The organism is Rathayibacter sp. VKM Ac-2857 (assembly GCF_013205025.1).
Lineage (GTDB): Bacteria > Actinomycetota > Actinomycetes > Actinomycetales > Microbacteriaceae > Rathayibacter.
Genome location: NZ_JABMLE010000004.1, coordinates 347,122 through 365,168, shown reverse-complemented (window position 1 = coordinate 365,168; position 18,047 = coordinate 347,122). Strand labels below are relative to the sequence as shown.

The window sequence follows — 18,047 nt, the reverse complement described above, 5'->3', positions numbered from 1 at the left end:
GATGAGCCGTTCCGCAAGCGCACTCGAGCTGCGCCGGACGATCCTCGTCTGGTGCCCCGACTGGCCCCTGCTGGCCGCCGCCGCGGACGCCGGGCTCGACGCGGAGACCCCGCTCGCGCTCACCGAGAAGAGCCGTGTCTTCGCCTGCTCCCCCGGGGCACGGGCCGAGGGCGTCCGCCGCGGCATGCGGATCCGCGAGGCGCAGTCGCGCTGCACCGGGCTCGCCGTGCTGCCCTACGACCCCGTGCTCGACCACCGGGCCTTCGAGCCGCTCGTCCAGGCGCTGGAGGAGATCACGCCGGGCGTGCAGCTGATCCGGCCGGGGCTGTGCGCGATCCGCGCCCGCGGGCCACGCCGCTACTACGGCAGCGAGCAGTCGGCGGCCGAGGCGGTGCTGCGCCGGCTCACCGAGCTGGGCGTGCCCCTCGCGCGCGCAGGGATCGCCGACGGCCTCTTCGCCTCCGAGCTCGCCGCCAAGCACTCCGGCCTCGCGGTGGCGATCGTGCCCGCCGGTGAGAGCGCCGCCTTCCTCGCACCGCTGCCGCTCGACGCGCTCGAGACCGAGGCCGTCGGGGCGGCGCGCACCCGTACCGCCGGCAAGAGCGAGGACCTCGTCGCGCTGCTGCGCCGGCTGGGCGTGCGGACGCTCGGGGCCTTCGCGCAGCTGCCGCGCGACGACGTCTCCGCGCGCTTCGGCCCCGACGGGGCGCGCGCGCACGTGCTGGCCTCGGGCGCCGAGACCGAGACGGTCGTCCCGCGGCTCCCGCCCGAGCGGCTCGACCGCGTGCTCGAGTTCGAGCCGCCGCTGGATCGGATCGACCAGGCGGCCTTCGCTTTCCGCGTCCCGGCGGAGGAGTTCGTCGCCGGGCTCACCCGGGCGCAGCTGGTGGCGACCGCGATCAGGATCGAGGTCGTCAGCGACCGCGGCGAGGTGTCCTCCCGCAGCTGGCTGCATCCGCGCTGGTTCACCCCCGGCGACGTCGTCGACCGCGTGCGCTGGCAGCTCCAGGGCAACGGCGCGATCGACGCGGGGCTCGGCTCGCCGATCGCGCGGCTGTCGGTCGAGCCGGAGGCGGTCGACGCGATCGGGAACCACGAGCAGGGACTCTGGGGCACGGCTCCGGAGGAGCGGGTGCACCACGGTCTCAGCCGCGTGCAGAGCATGCTCGGCCACGAGGCCGTCGTGACGGCGTCAGTGGGCGGGGGGCGGTCGCTGCGCGACCGGCAGCACCTGATCCCCTGGGGGGACAGGGAGCCCGGCGACGCCCGGCCGCGCGGACTGCCGTGGCCCGGGGCGCTCCCGCCGCCCCTGCCGCCCACGGTCTTCGCCGAGCCGGCGGCGGTCCTGGTGCGCGGGCCCCGCGGCGAGCCGGTCTCGGTCGACGACCGCGGCTCGCTCACCTCCGTCCCCGCCTACTTCGCGCCCGGCTCCTCGCAGGCCCGCCTGCAGCCGGTGACGGGCTGGGCCGGCCCCTGGCCGATCGACGAGCGCTGGTGGGACGCGCGAACAGCAGTCCGCTACGACCGCTTCCAGGTCGTCGACTCCGACGGCGTCGCCTGGCTGCTGCTCTGCCTCGACGGCGAGTGGGCGGCCGAGGCCCGCTACGACTGACTCCCCCGGCCGCTGAAGGCCGCGATCCGATCCTCCCGAGCACGAGACCGAAGGAGCCCCCGATGGGCTGGAACAACCCCCCGATCCCCTGGTCGGAGTTCGAGCGCCGTCTCTCCAGCACGACGCGAAGCGACGGAACGACCGTCCGCGGCGACGGCGGCGACAGCCCCGCCTGGTCGCACAAGCGCCCCGCCTACACGCCCGGCGCCGACGTCCGTCCGCCGGACGAGAAGGTGCCCTACGCCGAGCTGCACGCGCACTCGCACTTCAGCTTCCTCGACGGCGCCAGCAAGCCGGAGGACCTGATCGAGGAGGCCGTCCGCCTCGGCATCGACACGCTCGCCCTCACCGATCACGACGGGCTCTACGGGATCGTCCGGATGGCCGAGGCCGCGCAGGACCACGGCGTGCGCACCGCCTTCGGCGCCGAGCTCTCGCTCGGGCTCCGCACCCCGCAGAACGGCGTCGCCGACCCCGAGGGGACGCACCTGCTCGTCCTCGCCCGACGGGAGGAGGGCTACCACCGGCTCGCCCGCGCGATCACCACCGCCCAGCTCGCCGGTGCCGAGAAGGGCAAGCCGAGCTACGACCTCGAGGAGCTCGCCCGGGCGGCCGACGGCCACTGGATCGTGCTGACCGGCTGCCGCAAGGGCGCGGTCCGGCAGGCACTGGTCGCGAGCGGCGAGGCGGCGGCCGAGGAGGAGGTGCGTGAGCTCGTGGCCCTCTTCGGCGCCCGCAACATCCTCGTCGAGCTCTTCGACCACGGCGACCCGCTCGCCTCGCTGCACAACGACCAGCTCGCCGGCATCGCCGAGCGGCTGCGGCTGCGCCTCGTCGCCACCGGCAACGTGCACTACGCCCGACCCGAGGACCGCCCGCTGCAGACGGCGCTGGCCGCGGTCCGCGCCCGGCGGAGCCTCGACGAGATGGACGGCTGGCTGCCCGCCGCCGGCGGTGCGCACCTGCGCTCGGGCGCAGAGATGGCCGAGCGCTTCTCCCGCTACCCCGGCTCGGTCGAGAACACCGTGCTGATCGCGGACGAGATCGCCTTCGAGCTCGGCCGGGTGCGCCCGCGGCTCCCCCGGCAGGACGTGCCGGAGGGCCACACCCCGATGAGCTGGCTGCGCCACCTCGTGCAGCTCGCGGTGCCGGCGAAGTACCCGGGCGCCGACTCGGACGTGCACGAGCGCCTCGAGAAGGAGCTCGGGGTGATCGAGGCCAAGGACTTCCCCGGCTACTTCCTCATCGTCCACGACATCGTGCACTTCGCGAAGGGCCGCGGGATCCTCTGCCAGGGCCGCGGCTCGGCCGCCAACTCGGCGGTCTGCTACGTCCTCGGCATCACCGCGGTCGACTCGATCTTCTACGGGCTGCCCTTCGAGCGGTTCCTCTCCAGCATCCGCGACGAGGAGCCCGACATCGACGTCGACTTCGATTCCGAGCGGCGCGAGGAGGTCATCCAGCACGTCTACGAGAAGTACGGGCGGCTGAACGCGGCGCAGGTGGCGAACGTCATCACCTACCGGCCGAAGTTCGCCGTCCGCGACATGGCGAAGGCGCTGGGCTACAGCGCCGGGCAGCAGGACGGCTGGTCGAAGCAGATCGAGCACTGGGGCTCGATCACCGAGAGCCCCGAGCACGACATCCCGGACGACGTCGTCGCGCTGACCAAGAAGGTGCTCGGCACGCCCCGGCACCTGGGCATCCACTCCGGCGGCATGGTGCTCACCGATCGGCCGGTCGGCGAGGTCTGCCCGATCGAGCCCGCACGGATGGAGAAGCGCACCGTCCTGCAGTGGGACAAGGACGACTGCGCCTGGATGGGCCTGGTCAAGTTCGACCTGCTCGGGCTGGGGATGCTCGCCGCCCTGCAGTACACCTTCGACCTCGTCGCCGAGCACGTCGGCGAGAAGTGGGACCTCTCGACGATTCCGCGCGAGGAGAAGGGCGTCTACGACCAGCTCTGCCGGGCCGACTCCATCGGGGTGTTCCAGGTCGAGAGCCGCGCGCAGATGGGCACCCTTCCCCGGCTCCAGCCGCGGCGCTTCTACGACCTGGTGATCGAGGTGGCGCTGATCCGCCCCGGTCCGATCCAGGGCGGCGCGGTGCACCCCTACATCCGCCGGAAGCTCGGCGAGGAGCCGGTCACCTACCAGCACCCCCTGCTCGTCACGCCGCTCAAGCGCACCCTCGGCGTGCCGCTGTTCCAGGAGCAGCTGATGCAGGTCGCGGTGGCGGTCGGCGACTGCAACGCGGAGGACGCGGACCTGCTGCGCCGCGCGATGGGCTCCAAGCGCGGCACCGAGAAGATCGAGTCGCTCCGGGAGCGGCTCTACGCCGGCATGGCCCGCAACGGGATCACCGACGAGGTCGCCGACGACATCTACCGCCGGATCCAGGCCTTCGCCAACTTCGGCTTCGCCGAGAGCCATGCGATCAGCTTCGCGCTGCTGGTCTACGCCAGCGCCTGGCTGCGCCTGCACTACCCCGCCGCCTTCACCGCGGCGCTGCTCCGGGCCCAGCCGATGGGCTTCTACGCCCCGCACACCCTGGTCGCCGACGCCCGCCGGCACGGTGTCCGCGTCGAGTCGCCCGACGTCAACCGCTCGCTCCCGCATCCCGGGCTCGAGGCGCTCGACGGCCCGCCTGCGCGGCGGCGGGGCGGGGCACCGCACGGGCAGGACTCCTGCGTCCGGGCCGAGCAGGCGCCGACGGGCCTCTTCGACCGGTCGCAGCACTTCGACACCGACGACCACCGCCGCGACGCCGGCTTCGTCATCCGACTCGGCCTCGCCGGGGTCAAGGGCATCGGTACCGCGCTGGCCGAGCACATCGTCGCCGAGCGGGAGCGCGGCGGCCCCTACGCGAGCATGGCCGACCTCTCGCGCCGCGCCGGCCTGAACGCGACCCAGCTCGAGGCGCTCGGCGCCGCCGGATCGTTCGACTCCCTCGGACTCCAGCGCCGCCAGGCGCTCTGGGAGGCGGGCTCCGCGGCCGCGGACCGCCAGGAGTTCCTCCCCGACTCGATCGTCGCCGTCCAGCCGCCGTTGCTGCCGATGCTCTCGGCGCAGGAGCGGGTCGTCTTCGACTTCTGGGCCACCGGGATCTCGCCCGACGACCACCCTCTCCGGCACCTGCGCGAGAGCCTCATCCGGCGGGGAGCGCGGTCCACCGCCGACCTCCCCGGCACCCCCTCGGGTACCCGGATCGAGGTCGGCGGGGTCGTGATCCACCGCCAACGCCCCTCCACAGCCGCCGGAGTGACCTTCATGAACCTCGAGGACGAGCACGGGATTCTCAACGTCATCTGCTCCGTCGGAGTATGGAACCGCTACCGGCGCACCGCGCGCGAGGCTCCTGCACTGCTCATCCGCGGGATCCTCGAGCGCTCCGAAGAAGGGGTGACCAACCTCCTCGCCGACCGGTTCGAGGCGCTGTCGGTCACCGCCCGGACCACCGCCCGCAACTTCCGATGACCGCCCGTCGGACCACGACCGCCCCAGCACCGCGAGCGCTTCCGCGCCCGCATCACCCGCGAGAAAGCGACACCATGACGAACACGGACCACGCCCTCCACCCCTCGGCGCTCGACGTGCCGCTGCGCGACGACCGGGACCTGCGCGAGCGCGTCTCCTCGCTCATCGGGCCCGCCTACCGGCGCGCGCTCTGGCCGATCCTGCTCGACCGGGCCGGGTACCAGCTGCCGATCCTCTACCCGGTGGACGGCCTGCCCGTGCACCCCGACGAGGAGAAGACCGAGCGCATCGTCGCGACGCTCGCCAAGGCCCTGGCCCACCACGACGTCGGCTCGATCGCCTTCGCGCTCGAACGGCCGGGGCGCGCGTTCCTCGGCGAGACCGACCGGGTGCTCGCCCGGCAGCTCAGCGCCGCCTGCCACCGGCGTGCGATGCCGCTGCGTGCCCTGCTGCTCGTGCACGACGACGGCGTGCGGATCATCGCCGACGCGGAGCACTCCGTGCCGGCTCGCTGAAGGACCTGAGGTGAGCGGCGGAGTGCGCGGGCAGAGGGCGCGGGCAGAGGAGCGCGCCGGCCCGATTCCACTCGGACCGGCGCGCGACCGGCGGCTACTCGGCGTCGCTGAGGGTGATCAGCAGCGAGGACGCGCCGAGGTCGACCTCGGTGTCGCCTGGCTGGACCGCGTACTCGCCCACGGCCAGGAGCGACTCCGCCACCTCGGGCAGCGGGACCCGGGCCGACGCCTCGCCGACGTTGATCGCGATGGTCACCCGGCCGCGACCGAGGGTGAGCCAGCGCTCGTCCTCGTCGAGCTCGACCCGGACCGAGCCGAAGCGCGGGTCGGTCAGCTCGGGGAACCGGCGGCGCAGCGCCGCCAGCTCGCGGTAGACGGCGAGGATCCGCGCGCCGCGGCCCTCCTCCGCCTCGGACCAGTCGAGCTTGGAGCGCTCGAAGGTCTCGGGGTCCTGCGGGTCGGGCACGACCTCCGGGTCCCAGCCCATCTTCGCGAACTCCTCGATGCGCCCCTTCGCGGTCGCCTCGCCCAGATCCTTCTCCGGGTGCGAGGTGAAGAACTGCCACGGGGTCGACGCCGCCCACTCCTCGCCCATGAAGAGCATCGGGGTGAACGGGCCGAGCAGCATCAGGGCCGCGGCGATCGCGAGGCGTCCCTCGTCGAGCGTCGCGGTCAGCCGGTCGCCGATCGCCCGGTTGCCGATCTGGTCGTGGTTCTGGCTGCAGACCACGAGGCGCCAGGTCGGCATCCGCTCGGTGTCGATCGGACGGCCGTGGTGCCGGCCGCGGAACGTCGAGAGGGTGCCGTCGTGGAAGAAGCCGCGGGTGAGGACCTTGCCGAGCGCGCCGAGCGGAGCGAAGTCCTCGTAGTAGCCGGTCGTCTCGCCGGTGAGGGCGACGTGCACGGCGTGGTGGAAGTCGTCGCTCCACTGCGCGTCGAGCCCGTAGCCGCCCGCCTCGCGCGGGGTGATCAGCTTCGGGTCGTTGAGGTCGGACTCCGCGATCAAGGTCAGCGGGCGCCCGACGTCGGCCGAGAGCACGGCCACCTCGGCGGCCATCTCCTCGAGCACGTGCACGGCGCGCTCGTCCGAGAGGGCGTGCACCGCGTCGAGCCGCAGGGCGTCGACGTGGTAGTCGCGCAGCCACATCAGCGCGTTGTCGAGGATGTAGCCGCGGACGACGTCCGAGCCCTCCCCGTCGAGATTGATCGAGCTGCCCCAGGTGTTGGCCTTCTCGTTCTTCAGGTACGGGCCGAACTCGGGCAGGTAGTTCCCGCTCGGGCCGAGGTGGTTGTAGACCACGTCCTGAACGATGCCCAGGCCCGCGCGGTGCGCCGCGTCGACGAAGCGCTGGTACGCCTCCGGTCCGCCGTAGGCCTCCGAGACGGCGTACCAGAGGACGCCGTCGTAGCCCCAGTTGTGCGTGCCGTTCACCGCGTTGACCGGGAGGATCTCGATGAAGTCGACGCCGATCGAGCGCAGGTGCTCGAGCCGGCCCGCGGCCGAGTCGAGCGTGCCCTCGGGCGTGAAGGTGCCGATGTGCAGCTCGTAGATCACGGCACCGGCCAGCTGGCGGCCGGTCCAGGCCTGGTCGGCCCACTCGAACGCGCTCGGGTCGTAGCTGCGGGACAGCTCGTGCACTCCCCCGGGCTGGCGGCGCGAGCGCGGGTCCGGGAACGGCCCCTTGCCGTCCACCAGGTAGCCGTAGTCGACCTCGCCGGTCGCGGCGACCGACCCGGAGACCCGCCACCAGCCCTCGTCGCCGAAGCGGGCCATCGCGACCGTCTCGCCCGCGCCCAGGGCGAGCTCGACGGAGGCCGCCTCGGGCGCCCACACGTCGAAGCGCTCGGGTCCGGAGACGGGCAGGGCGTAGCGGTAGGGCGTGGTGCTGATCACGGGGTTCTCCAGGGTCGTTCGAGCGGGTCGGGAGGGAGGACGGACGGCGGGTCAGACGACCGGCGCGAGCAGGGCGACCGGGTAGCCGCCGCCGAGGATCTCCGAGACGGCGGTCGGTCCGCCGGCGAAGGTGCGCCCGGTGAGGACGTCCTCGACCGGGTGCCCGGGCAGGACGATCAGGGTCTCGCCCCAGCCGCCCTCGGCCGCGAGGCGCGCGGGCAGGCGGGTGGCGACCGTCAGCGCACCGCCGCGGTCGAAGGCGATCGCGTGCTCGGCGGCCGGCCCGATGGCGGGGACGGCGGCGTAGCGCGTGAACAGCTCCGGCCGGTCGCGGCGCAGGCGCAGGGCCCGCGAGGTCACGAGCAGCTTGGCCGCGCCCTCCGCGTCGATCTCGGGCAGCCAGCCGCCGTCGATCCGCTCGAGCAGCGCCCGGCGCTCAGCGAAGTCGACCGGGCGGCGGTTGTCGGGGTCGACGAGCGAGGTCTCCCACAGCTCGCTGCCCTGGTAGACGTCCGGGATGCCCGGCGCGGTGAGCTGCACGACCTTGGCCGAGAGGCTGTTCGACCAGCCGTCGGCCGAGACGCGTGCCACGGTGTCCTCGATCAGGCGGCGCACGGCCGCGTCGTCGAAGGCGGCGTCGACGGCCGCGTGCATCCGCTTCTCGAACGCCTCGTCCGGCTCGGTCCACTTCGTCGAGCTGCCGGCCTCGCGCGACGCCTTCTCGGCGTAGGCGTGCAGGCGCTCGCGCGACGCGGGCCACGATCCGACGATCGCCTCCCAGAGCAGGTGCTCGACCGGCCCGTCGCCGAAGCCGACCAGTCCGTGCAGCTCGCGGAGCGTCTCGGCCCAGGCCTCGGCGTCCTCCGCGAGGGCGGTGATGCGGGCGCGGGTGTCCTCGCCGCGCTTGGTGTCGTGCGTCGACAGCGTGGTGAGCGAGGCCGGGAAGGACGCCTGGCGGACGCCCTGGCGGCGGTGGAACTCCTCCAGGTCGATCGCGAACTCGTCCGGGTCGGCGCCGACCTCGTTGAGCGAGGTGAGGCGGCTGTAGCGGTAGAACGCCGTATCCTCGACGCCCTTGGCCATCACCATGCCGGAGGTCTGCTGGAAGCGGACGGACACCGGCGTGCCGGTCTCCTCGAGCAGCGCGGCGACCTCGTCGATCGTCGCGGCGATCTCGGGGCGGCGGTGCCGCGCGTCGAGCCGCGCGTGCTCGAGGTGCTCGGCGCCGTAGGGCAGATAGCTGCGGTAGACCGGGAAGGTCGCGAGCAGCTCGGCGATCGCGTCGTCCGCGCCGTCGACCTGCGGGATCAGGCGGGCCAGGCGCAGCACCTCGGAGCGGAGGATGCCGTCGGCGATGCCGCGCTTGGTGTCGTGGATCAGATCGGCCCAGTCCACCGGCTCTCCGCCGTCGCCCAGCTCCGCGTCCAGGCCCTCGAGCACCGGACGGGCGTCGGGGTCGACGAGGATGCGGTCGATGTCGGCGAGCGCGTCGTAGCCGGTGGTGCCCACGGTCGCCCAGTGCGCGGGCAGCTGCTCGTCGCCCTCGAGGATCTTCTCGACCCAGACCGGCGCGCCGTCGATGGCGCGGGCGAGGTCGTCCAGGTAGCCGCCCGGGTCGGCCAGGCCGTCCGGGTGGTCGACGCGCAGGCCGTCGGCCAGACCCTCGGTGAACCAGCGGACGATCTCGCGGTGCGAGGCCTCGAAGACCTCGGGCCGCTCGACCGTGATCGCGGCGAGGGTGTTGACCGCGAAGAAGCGGCGGTAGTTCAGCTCGGCGTCGGCGCGGCGCCAGTTGACCAGCTCGTAGCTCTGCCGGGCGTGCACGGTGCGGCCGGAGTCGCCGGGCTCGGCGGTGCCGGGCGCGATCGGCAGGCGGTTCTCGTAGTAGTGCAGCTCGTCGCCGACCACCTCGAGCGCGTCCAGCTCGCTCTCGCTGTCGCCTTCGGAGGCCCCGTCGCCCAGGATCGGCACGCGCAGCTTGCCCGCGCCCGCCGCCCAGTCGATGTCGAACGCCTCGGCGTAGCGGGAGTCCCGCCCGTGCTTGAGCAGGTCCCACCACCAGGCGTTCTCCACCGGCGTGGCGACGCCCATGTGGTTCGGCACGATGTCGATGAGGACGCCGAGGCCCTCCTTCTTCGCGGCCGCGGAGGCGTGGGCGAGGCCCTCGCCGCCGCCGCGGGCCGGGTCGACCTGCGAGTGGTCGACGACGTCGTAGCCGTGGTCCGAGCCGGGCTCGGCCGTCAGCAGCGGGGAGAAGTACAGCCAGTCGGCGCCGAGGGAGCGCACGTAGTCGGCCACCGTCGCGGCCTCGTCGAGATCGAAGCCGGAGCGGATCTGGAGTCGGTAGGTGGAAGCGGGCAGTCGCAACGTCAGGCTCCTGTCGAGGGGGCGGTCGCGGAGTCGGTCGACTCCTCGTGGGGGCTGGTGTGGCCCGTGGTGGTGATGATCGGGATCGCCGAGGTGGCGGCGAGCGAGGCCAGCGAGGCGGCGACCGAGTGGTCGACCTCGGGCTCGGGGGCGCTGTGCTCCTGGAGGATCACGAGCGACTTCGCCTGCACGGTGAGGAGCGCGCCGGCGGGACGCGGGACCGAGTCGGCCTCCGCTCCGGCGGTGTCGACCAGGACGGCCCACTCGAGGGCGTACTCGTCGCTCGGGATCGTGAACTCCACGTCCACGTCGTCGGCGTTGAAGTAGAGCAGGAAGCTGTCGTCGACGACCGGCTGGCCGCGCTCGTCGCGCTCGCGGATCCCGTTGCCGTTGAGGTAGATGCCGACCGAGCGGTCCAGGCCCGAGTCCCAGTCCGACGGCGTCATCTCGGTGCCGTCGGCCTTGAACCAGACGATGTCGGGCAGCGGCTCGCCGGTGCCGCGGAGGACGGGGCGACCGTCGAAGAAGCGACCGCGGCGGAAGGTCGGGTGCTCGGCGCGGAGGCGGATCAGCGCCGCCGTGAACTCGACCAGGGGCTTGTCCGCCTTCTCCCAGTCGATCCAGGTCAGCTCGCTGTCCTGGGCGTAGGTGTTGTTGTTGCCGTTCTGCGTGCGGCCGAGCTCGTCGCCGTGCAGGATCATCGGCACGCCCTGCGAGATCAGCATCGTCGCGAGGAAGTTGCGCTGCTGGCGGGCGCGCAGACCGAGCACCTTCGGGTCGTCGGTGGGGCCCTCGGCGCCGTGGTTCCAGGAGCGGTTGTGCGACTCGCCGTCGTTGCCGTCCTCGCCGTTGGCGTCGTTGTGCTTCTCGTTGTAGGAGACGAGGTCGCGCAGGGTGAAGCCGTCGTGGGCGGTGACGAAGTTGATCGACGCGACCGGGTAGCGGCCGGAGCGCGCGTAGAGGTCGGCCGAGCCGGTGAGCCGCGAGGCGAACTCACCCAGCGTCGAGGGCTCGCCCCGCCAGAAGTCGCGGACGGTGTCGCGGTACTTGCCGTTCCACTCCGTCCACTGCGGCGGGAAGTTGCCGACCTGGTAGCCGCCGGGGCCGACGTCCCAGGGCTCGGCGATCAGCTTGACCTGCGAGACCACCGGGTCCTGCTGGACGAGCTCGAAGAAGGTGGAGAGCCGGTCGACGTCGTAGAACTCGCGGGCCAGCGCCGAGGCGAGGTCGAAGCGGAAGCCGTCGACGCGCATCTCGGTCACCCAGTAGCGCAGCGAGTCCATGATCAGCTGCAGCGAGTGCGGGTGGCGCACGTTCAGGGTGTTGCCGGTGCCGGTGTAGTCCATGTAGTAGCGCTTGTCGTCGTCGACCAGGCGGTAGTAGGCCTCGTTGTCGATGCCGCGGAACGACAGCGTCGGGCCGAGGTGGTTGCCCTCCGCGGTGTGGTTGTAGACCACGTCGAGGATGACCTCGATGCCGGCGGCGTGCAGCGCCTTCACCATGCTCTTGAACTCCTGGACCTGCTGGCCCAGGTCGCCGGTGGCGCCGTAGGTGTTCTGCGGGGCGAAGAAGCCGATCGTGTTGTAGCCCCAGTAGTTCGAGAGGCCCTTCTCGATCAGCGTCGAGTCGTTGACGAACTGGTGCACCGGCATCAGTTCGAGCGCGGTGATGCCGAGGTGCTTGAGGTGCGCGATCACGGCGGGGTGCGCGACGCCGGCGTAGGTGCCGCGCAGCTCCTCGGGCACGTCGGGGTGGCTCTTGGTGAGCCCCTTCACGTGCGCCTCGTAGATCACGGTGCTGTCGTACGAGGTGCGCGGACGGCGGTCGCCGGCCCAGTCGAAGAACGGGTTGATGACGACGCCCATCATCATGTGCGGCGCCGAGTCCTCGTCGTTGGTCGAGTCCGGGTCGCCGAAGGTGTACGAGAAGAGCGACTGGTCCCAGTCGATCTCGCCCGAGACGGCCTTCGCGTAGGGGTCGAGCAGCAGCTTGTTCGGGTTGCAGCGGTGTCCGCCGGCCGGGTCGTACGCGCCGTGGACGCGGTAGCCGTAGCGCTGGCCGGGCTGGACCTGCGGGAGGTAGCAGTGCCAGACGTAGGCGTCCGACTCGAGCACCTCGACACGCGTCTCGGTGCCGTCCTCCTCGAAGAGGCACAGCTCGACGCGCTCGGCGGCCTCGCTGAAGAGGGCGAAGTTCGTGCCGCTTCCATCGAAGGTGGCGCCCAAGGGGTAGGCGGTTCCGGGCCAGGTCTCCACGAGACTCCTCTGAGTTCTGGTCTCGGGCGATCCGGGGGAGGCCGACGGGCGGTCTGCGGATGCCCGACGTCGGGGGGTGATGGTCCGTCACCTTCGCGACGGACCGACTGCCCAGCTTAGCGAGAGGCTCCTCCCGCGCTGCCGGGGAGGCCACGCTCAGACAGTACGGACCCCGCGCCTCCGCGGCGAGGGCTGGACCCGGTGCCGCGCATCCAGTAGTGACGGAGGCCCGTCGGGCTCAGTGCGAGCCGATCCGCTTCCGCAGCAGATCGATCCGCGCCTGCAGCTGCGTCACGCTCGCCTGCGCCACCGCCGGCCCGCCGCAGAGCCGGCGCAGCTCGGTGTGCACCTGGCCGTGGGTCTCCCCCGTGTTGCGGGCCCACAGCCCGACGAGCGAGTTGAGCAGGCTGCGCTGCTCCTTGAGCGTGCGGTAGAGCGGCGCGGGGATCTCGCTCTCCTTCGCCTCCACCGGAGCCTGCGCGCCGTGAGCGCCGGCGCGCCCGCCCGCGCGCTTGGCCTGCCGCTGCTGGCGGTGCTGCAGCAGCTCGCGCACCTGGTCCGGCTCGAGCAGACCGGGGAGGCCGATGAAGTCGAGCTCCTCCTCGCTCTCGACCTCCACCTCCATGCCGAACTCCGCGCCCTCGTACATGACGCGGTCGAAGGTGGCGGCCGAGCCGAGCGACTCGAAGCGGCCCTCCTCGAGCAGGTCGGAGGACGCCTTGGCCTCGCGCTCCGCGTCGGCCATCAGGTCGGCCTCGGGGTACTCCTCGTCGTCCGAGACGCGGCGGTCGAGGGCGTGGTCGCGCTGCTGCTCCATCGAGCCGGCGAGCGCGAGCAGCCCCGGCACGTTCGGCAGGAAGATCGACGCGGTCTCGCCGCGGCGCCGGGCCCGTACGAAGCGCCCGATCGCCTGCGCGAAGAACAGCGGTGTCGAGGCGGAGGTGGCGTAGACGCCCACGGCCAGGCGAGGCACGTCGACGCCCTCGGACACCATCCGCACGGCGACCATCCACCGACTGTCGCCCTTCGAGAACTCCTCGATCCGGTCGCTCGCCTCCTTCTCGTCGGAGAGGACGACGGTGACGGGCTGGCCGCTGATCTCGCGGAGCATCGCCGCGTAGGCGCGCGCCGCGTAGTGGTCGGTCGCGATGACGAGACCGCCCGCGTCCGGGATCCCGCGGCGCACCTCGGTCAGCCGCGTGTTCGCGGCGCGGAGGACGGAGGGGATCCACTCCCCCTTGGGGTCGAGCGCCGTGCGCCAGGCCTGCGAGGTGATGTCCTTGGTGTTGCCCTCGCCGAGCCGCGCCTCCATTTCGTCGCCGGCCTTCGACTTCCAGCGCATCTGGCCCGCGTAGACCATGAAGAGCACCGGCCGGACGACGCCGTCGGCGAGCGCGCGGCCGTAGCCGTAGGCGTAGTCGGTCAGCGAGGTGCGGATGCCCTCCTGATCGGGCAGGTAGCTGACGAACGGGATCGGCGCGGTGTCGGAGCGGAACGGCGTCCCGGTGAGCGAGAGCCGCCGGGCGGCCGGCTCGAAGGCCTCGCGGATCGCGTCGCCCCAGCTCAGCGCGTCGCCGCCGTGGTGCACCTCGTCGAGGATGACCAGCGAGCGGCCGGAGAGGGTCAGCTCGCGGTGCAGCTCGGGCCGCACGGCGACCTGCGCGTAGGTGACCGCGACGCCGTGGTAGTGCTTGGCGTGCCGGCCCATCCGGTTGGTGAAGGTGGGGTCGAGCCGGATGCCGACGCGGTGCGCCGCCTCGGCCCACTGGCGCTTGAGGTGCTCGGTCGGCGCGACCACGGTGATGCGGTCGACGGTTCGGTTGTGCAGCAGCTCGGCGGCCAGGCGGAGGGCGAACGTCGTCTTGCCGGCGCCGGGCGTCGCGGCCGCGAGGAAGTCCCGCGGCTCGTGCTGGAAGTAGGCCTCGAGGGCCTCCGCCTGCCAGGCCCGCAGCTTGTTCGCGGTGCCCCACGGCGCCCTGCCGGGGAACGACGGGGACAGGTGCTCCGCGGCGGAGGTGCCGACCTGATGACCGAAGTTCGAGGGACTGTTCACGTGGACCGAGGCTAGCCGACACCTCCGACGCCGAGCGCCGGTCCGCGCACCCGCGGGCGAGGCCCCGGCGTGTCGGGATCGTCCGGGCGACGGACTCCGTCCGTGCGCTCGGAGCGCAGAATGGAGGGATGGTCGAGCAGCGTCATCCGTGGTCCCGCTACGTCGCCCTGGGCGACTCCTTCACCGAGGGGATCGGCGATCCCGAGCCCTCCAGCCCCGGCGGTCACCGCGGCTGGGCCGACCGCGTCGCGGAGGTGCTCGGCAGCCAGAACGACGACTTCGCCTACGCGAACCTCGCCGTGCGGGGTCGGCTGCTGCAGCAGATCGTCGACGAGCAGATCGAGCCGGCTCTCGCGCTTCGCCCGGACCTGATCACGATCTCCGCCGGCGGCAACGATGTCATCCGCCCCGGCACCGACCCGGACGACATCGCCCGCCGCTTCGAGGAGGGCCTGGCGCGACTGCGCTCCGACGGCGCGACGGTGGTGCTCTTCACCGGCGTCGACGTCAGCTTCTCCCCCGTGTTCGGGCGGATCCGCGGCAAGGTGGCCATCTTCAACGAGAACCTCCGCGCGCTCGCCGAGCGCTACGACTGCATCGTCGCCGACCAGTGGTCGCTGCAGGAGATCCAGGACGTGCGGATGTGGGCGCCGGACCGGCTGCACCTCAACCCGCACGGCCACCACGAGGTGGCGCGGATGGTGCTGAAGGCGCTCAACGTCGAGAACTCGCTCCGCCCGTTCGCTCCGGAGCCGGCGCCGACGCCGACCTGGCGCGCCGCCCGCCGTGAGGACGCGAAGTGGGCCCGCGAGTACCTCGTCCCGTGGGTGCTGCGCCGGGTGCGCCACCAGTCCTCCGGCGACTTCATCACCGCCAAGCGACCGGACGCCGGCCCCTACCTGCAGCGCCCACCCGAGTCGATCCCCGGCACCCCCGTCCCCGGCAACGCGACCCCGGAGGAGGTCGCCGCTGACATCGCAACGGCCGGCGTCCGCATCGTCGTCGACGACGCCGACTCGTAGGCGGCCCCTGCTGGTCGCGGAGCCGCGCCGCTGCATGCTGGTCGAGTAGCCGCGCAGCGGCGTATCGAGCGGCGAAGCCGCTTCGCGTCTCGGTGGTGAGGGAAGGACGCGGCTGCGCCGTTACATGCTGGTCGAGTAGCCCCGCAGGGGCGTATCGAGACCCGACGTCACCAGCAGGGCGGGTCCGCAGACTCGCGTTCTGACGGTGGTGGATCTACTTGGAAGAGACGCCCGCAGACATGCTGGTCGAGTAGCCCCGCAGGGGCGTATCGAGACCCACCACCGCATGAACGGCGGCCTCTTCCCCGCGCTGCGCTGGCGCCGAAGGCGCCCCCTCCGCTCGATACGCCCGCTGCGCGGGCTACTCGATCAGCAAAAATGCTGCACGCGTCGCAGACGCGTCCCTCGCCTTCATGCTGGTCCAGTAGCCGCGCAGCGGCGTATCGAGACCCACCCTGCTGAGAACGGCGGATCTCGATACGCCCTCTCCGAGGGCTACTCGATCAGCAAAGAAGCTGCACGCGTCGCAGACGCGCTCCTCATCTCTCCTGGTCGAGCGCAGCGGCGTCTCGAGACCCGTCTACCCGAACAGCTCGCCCGGATTCGTGACGCGCCAGCCGAAGCCCGGGTCCTCGATCGTCCCGTCCGCGACGAGCGGCACCGGATACGCCTGCCCGTTGACGTCAACGTTCACGGTCCCGACCTCCTGCCCGTCCGCGACGACCTCGACCGGGTCGAGCGACACGCTGGTGGTGACGGTGGTCGCTCCCCAGACGAGCAGCGACTGCGCCTCGCCGCTCTCGGCGACCGCCGACTCCCCCCACGCGCTGGTGTAGCTGCCGAAGTCCTGCCCCTCCTCCGTCAGCGTCACCGTCCGGAAGCCCGCCTCGACGGTCGGGATCAGCGTCAGGACGTCCGCCGCGAGCTGCGGGTGCGTCCGCGCCCCCACCACGACGCCGACCATCGTGACCGGCCGTCCCTCGACCGTCGCGTCGAGCGAGAACAGCAGGCACGCGCCGGCCTCGTCGGTCGTCCCCGTCTTGATCCCGTCCACCCCGGCCTGCCCCAGCAGCGTGTTCGTGTTCTCGACCGTCCCCACTCCCGGGATCACCGCGGACGGCATCGCCACGATCGGCGCCAGCACCGGGTCGCCGATCAGCAGCTCGCCGAGCACCACCATCTCGAGCGTCGTGCTGACCGTCGCCGGCGACAGCCCGCTGGTGTCCGCCACCACGGTGCCGGTGAGCCCGCGCTCGTCCAGCCAGGTGCGGGCGGCGGCCAGATAGCCCTCCTCCGAGCCGAAGGCCCAGACGGCGAGCGACTTCGCGTAGTTGTTGGCGGAGGGCAGCATCAGCACGGTCAGCGCCTCGCGCTCCGTCAGCTCCAGTCCGGCGGAGACCGGCGCGACCGAGCCGTTCTCGGCGACGGAGTCGTTGTAGTAGCCGACGTCGGTACTCGTGAACGCGATCGTCTCGCCGTCGGTCCCCTCCGCGATCGGCTTCGCCGACAGCACCACCAGCGCCGTGACGACCTTCGCGATGCTGCCGATCGGCAGCTGCCCGGTCGAGCCGTAGCTGGCGAGCATCCCGCCCGCCGCCGGCCCCTGCACGCCCACCGCCGAGATCGCCCCGGCCCCGTAGGACGGCCACGCGACCGCGGGTGCGTCGATCACCGTGGGCGGCGTCTCCTGCACGACCGCTGTCGCGACGGGCAGCTCGGCACCGGCCGCGTTCGCCGCATACGCACCGCTCGCACTGACGAGCACCGCCGCGAGGACGACGCCGATGACCGCGAGCGGACGGGGCCGGCGCCGCCGGGGCGCGGCTGCCGCCTCAGGAGCGGTGACGCTGCCCACGACGTCGATCGGCGAGCGGTCGGGGCGCGTCGGAGAAGTCACCCGGTCATCGTAGGCGGCGCGCCGCCGGGCACCCCGGAGGCGGCGCGGGGCAGCCGCCCGCCGTTCCGCGCCGTCGGTTCAGAGCAGACGGCTCAGAGCAGACGGCTCAGCGCCCTCAGCTCAGCGCCCGCGCGTCAGCGCCCAGAGCGCGACGGCGCTCGCCGAAGCCACGTTCAGCGAGTCGACCCCGTGCAGCATCGGGATGGTCACCACCGTGTCGGCCGCGTCCAGCGCCGCCCGGCTCAGCCCGTCCCCCTCCGCGCCCAGCACGATCGCGACGCGCTCGGGCCGCGAAGCCGCGTACTCGTCCAGCGGCACCGCGTCCGGCGCGAGCGCGAGCGCCGCGACCGAGAAGCCGGCCGCCAGCAGCTCGGCCCGCGCCGGCCCCCACTCCGGCGTCCGCGTCCACGGCACCTGCAGCACCGTCCCCATGCTCACCCGCACGCTCCGCCGGTAGAGCGGATCCGCGCAGCGCGGCGTGACCAGCACCGCGTCGGCGCCCATCCCCGCCGCCGCGCGGAAGACGGCGCCGACGTTCGTGTGGTCGACCAGGTCCTCGAGGATGACGACGAGCCGCGCGTCCCGCAGCAGCGACGCCATCGACGGCAGCTCCGGTCGCCGCATCGACGCGAGGGCCCCGCGGTGCAGGTGGAACCCGGTCAGCTCCTCGATCACCGCGTCCGGCCCGACGAACACCGGTACGTCCGGGAAGCGCTCGAGCACCTCCGCCGCGTCCGGGAGCCGCTTCTCCTGCACCAGCACCGACTTCGGCACGTGCCCGGCGTCGAGCGCGCGGACGATCACCTTCGACGACTCCGCGATGTAGAGCCCGCCCTCGGGCTCGAGCACCCGGCGCAGCGCGACGTCGGTCAGGCGGTGGTAGTCGGCCAGGAGCGGGTGGTCGAGGTCCTCGATGTGCACGATCGGCATCCCGGCACCCTAGGGCACGGCGCGGT

Annotated in this window: 10 protein-coding genes; 4 read left to right on the top strand and 6 right to left on the bottom strand. The window is 72.7% G+C overall.

Annotated elements, in window-relative coordinates:
- Position 1: 1 nt before the first annotated feature.
- The 3 genes from HQQ86_RS18535 to HQQ86_RS18525 all read left to right on the top strand — a co-directional run bounded on the left by HQQ86_RS18535 (position 2) and on the right by HQQ86_RS18525 (position 5,603).
- Positions 2 to 1,612 carry a DNA polymerase Y family protein gene (locus HQQ86_RS18535; RefSeq protein WP_173289834.1) on the top strand — a complete coding sequence of 537 codons (1,611 nt, stop codon included), beginning with the start codon at positions 2 to 4 and terminating at the stop codon, positions 1,610 to 1,612.
- A 62-nt stretch (positions 1,613 to 1,674) separates the two neighbouring features.
- Positions 1,675 to 5,088 (top strand): error-prone DNA polymerase, encoded by a 3,414-nt coding sequence (locus HQQ86_RS18530; protein WP_173289832.1) that lies wholly within the window; start codon positions 1,675 to 1,677, stop codon positions 5,086 to 5,088.
- Between the two features lie 74 nt (positions 5,089 to 5,162).
- The gene (locus tag HQQ86_RS18525) at positions 5,163 to 5,603 is read left to right on the top strand and encodes a hypothetical protein (protein ID WP_173289830.1); all 441 of its coding nucleotides are present in this window, start codon (positions 5,163 to 5,165) and stop codon (positions 5,601 to 5,603) included.
- 94 nt (positions 5,604 to 5,697) lie between these two features.
- Here the strand turns inward: HQQ86_RS18525 and treZ are convergent, their stop codons facing one another.
- From treZ to HQQ86_RS18505, 4 genes are all read right to left on the bottom strand, one after another.
- The gene (treZ, locus tag HQQ86_RS18520) at positions 5,698 to 7,497 is read right to left on the bottom strand and encodes a malto-oligosyltrehalose trehalohydrolase (RefSeq protein ID WP_367948724.1); all 1,800 of its coding nucleotides are present in this window, start codon (positions 7,495 to 7,497) and stop codon (positions 5,698 to 5,700) included.
- A gap of 51 nt (positions 7,498 to 7,548) precedes the next feature.
- Positions 7,549 to 9,864 carry a malto-oligosyltrehalose synthase gene (treY, locus tag HQQ86_RS18515; RefSeq protein WP_173289828.1) on the bottom strand — a complete coding sequence of 772 codons (2,316 nt, stop codon included), beginning with the start codon at positions 9,862 to 9,864 and terminating at the stop codon, positions 7,549 to 7,551.
- Between the two features lie 2 nt (positions 9,865 to 9,866).
- A complete protein-coding gene (gene glgX, locus HQQ86_RS18510; RefSeq protein ID WP_173289826.1) occupies positions 9,867 to 12,119 on the bottom strand; it encodes a glycogen debranching protein GlgX in 2,253 nt (750 codons plus the stop codon).
- Between the two features lie 238 nt (positions 12,120 to 12,357).
- Positions 12,358 to 14,172, bottom strand: a complete 1,815-nt coding sequence (locus tag HQQ86_RS18505) for a DEAD/DEAH box helicase (RefSeq protein WP_173289824.1) — start codon at positions 14,170 to 14,172, stop codon at positions 12,358 to 12,360.
- A gap of 128 nt (positions 14,173 to 14,300) precedes the next feature.
- On the opposite strand from HQQ86_RS18505, the gene HQQ86_RS18500 reads away from it, so the two are divergent.
- Positions 14,301 to 15,194, top strand: coding sequence for an SGNH/GDSL hydrolase family protein (locus HQQ86_RS18500; RefSeq protein ID WP_173289822.1), 894 nt, complete (start codon positions 14,301 to 14,303; stop codon positions 15,192 to 15,194).
- Between the two features lie 580 nt (positions 15,195 to 15,774).
- Here the strand turns inward: HQQ86_RS18500 and HQQ86_RS18495 are convergent.
- Positions 15,775 to 17,091 carry a D-alanyl-D-alanine carboxypeptidase gene (locus HQQ86_RS18495; protein ID WP_173289820.1) on the bottom strand — a complete coding sequence of 439 codons (1,317 nt, stop codon included), beginning with the start codon at positions 17,089 to 17,091 and terminating at the stop codon, positions 15,775 to 15,777.
- A gap of 120 nt (positions 17,092 to 17,211) precedes the next feature.
- Complete coding sequence (locus HQQ86_RS18490) at positions 17,212 to 18,021, bottom strand: RNA methyltransferase (RefSeq protein ID WP_173289819.1); 810 nt, start codon at positions 18,019 to 18,021, stop codon at positions 17,212 to 17,214.
- Between the last annotated feature and the right edge of the window lie 26 nt (positions 18,022 to 18,047).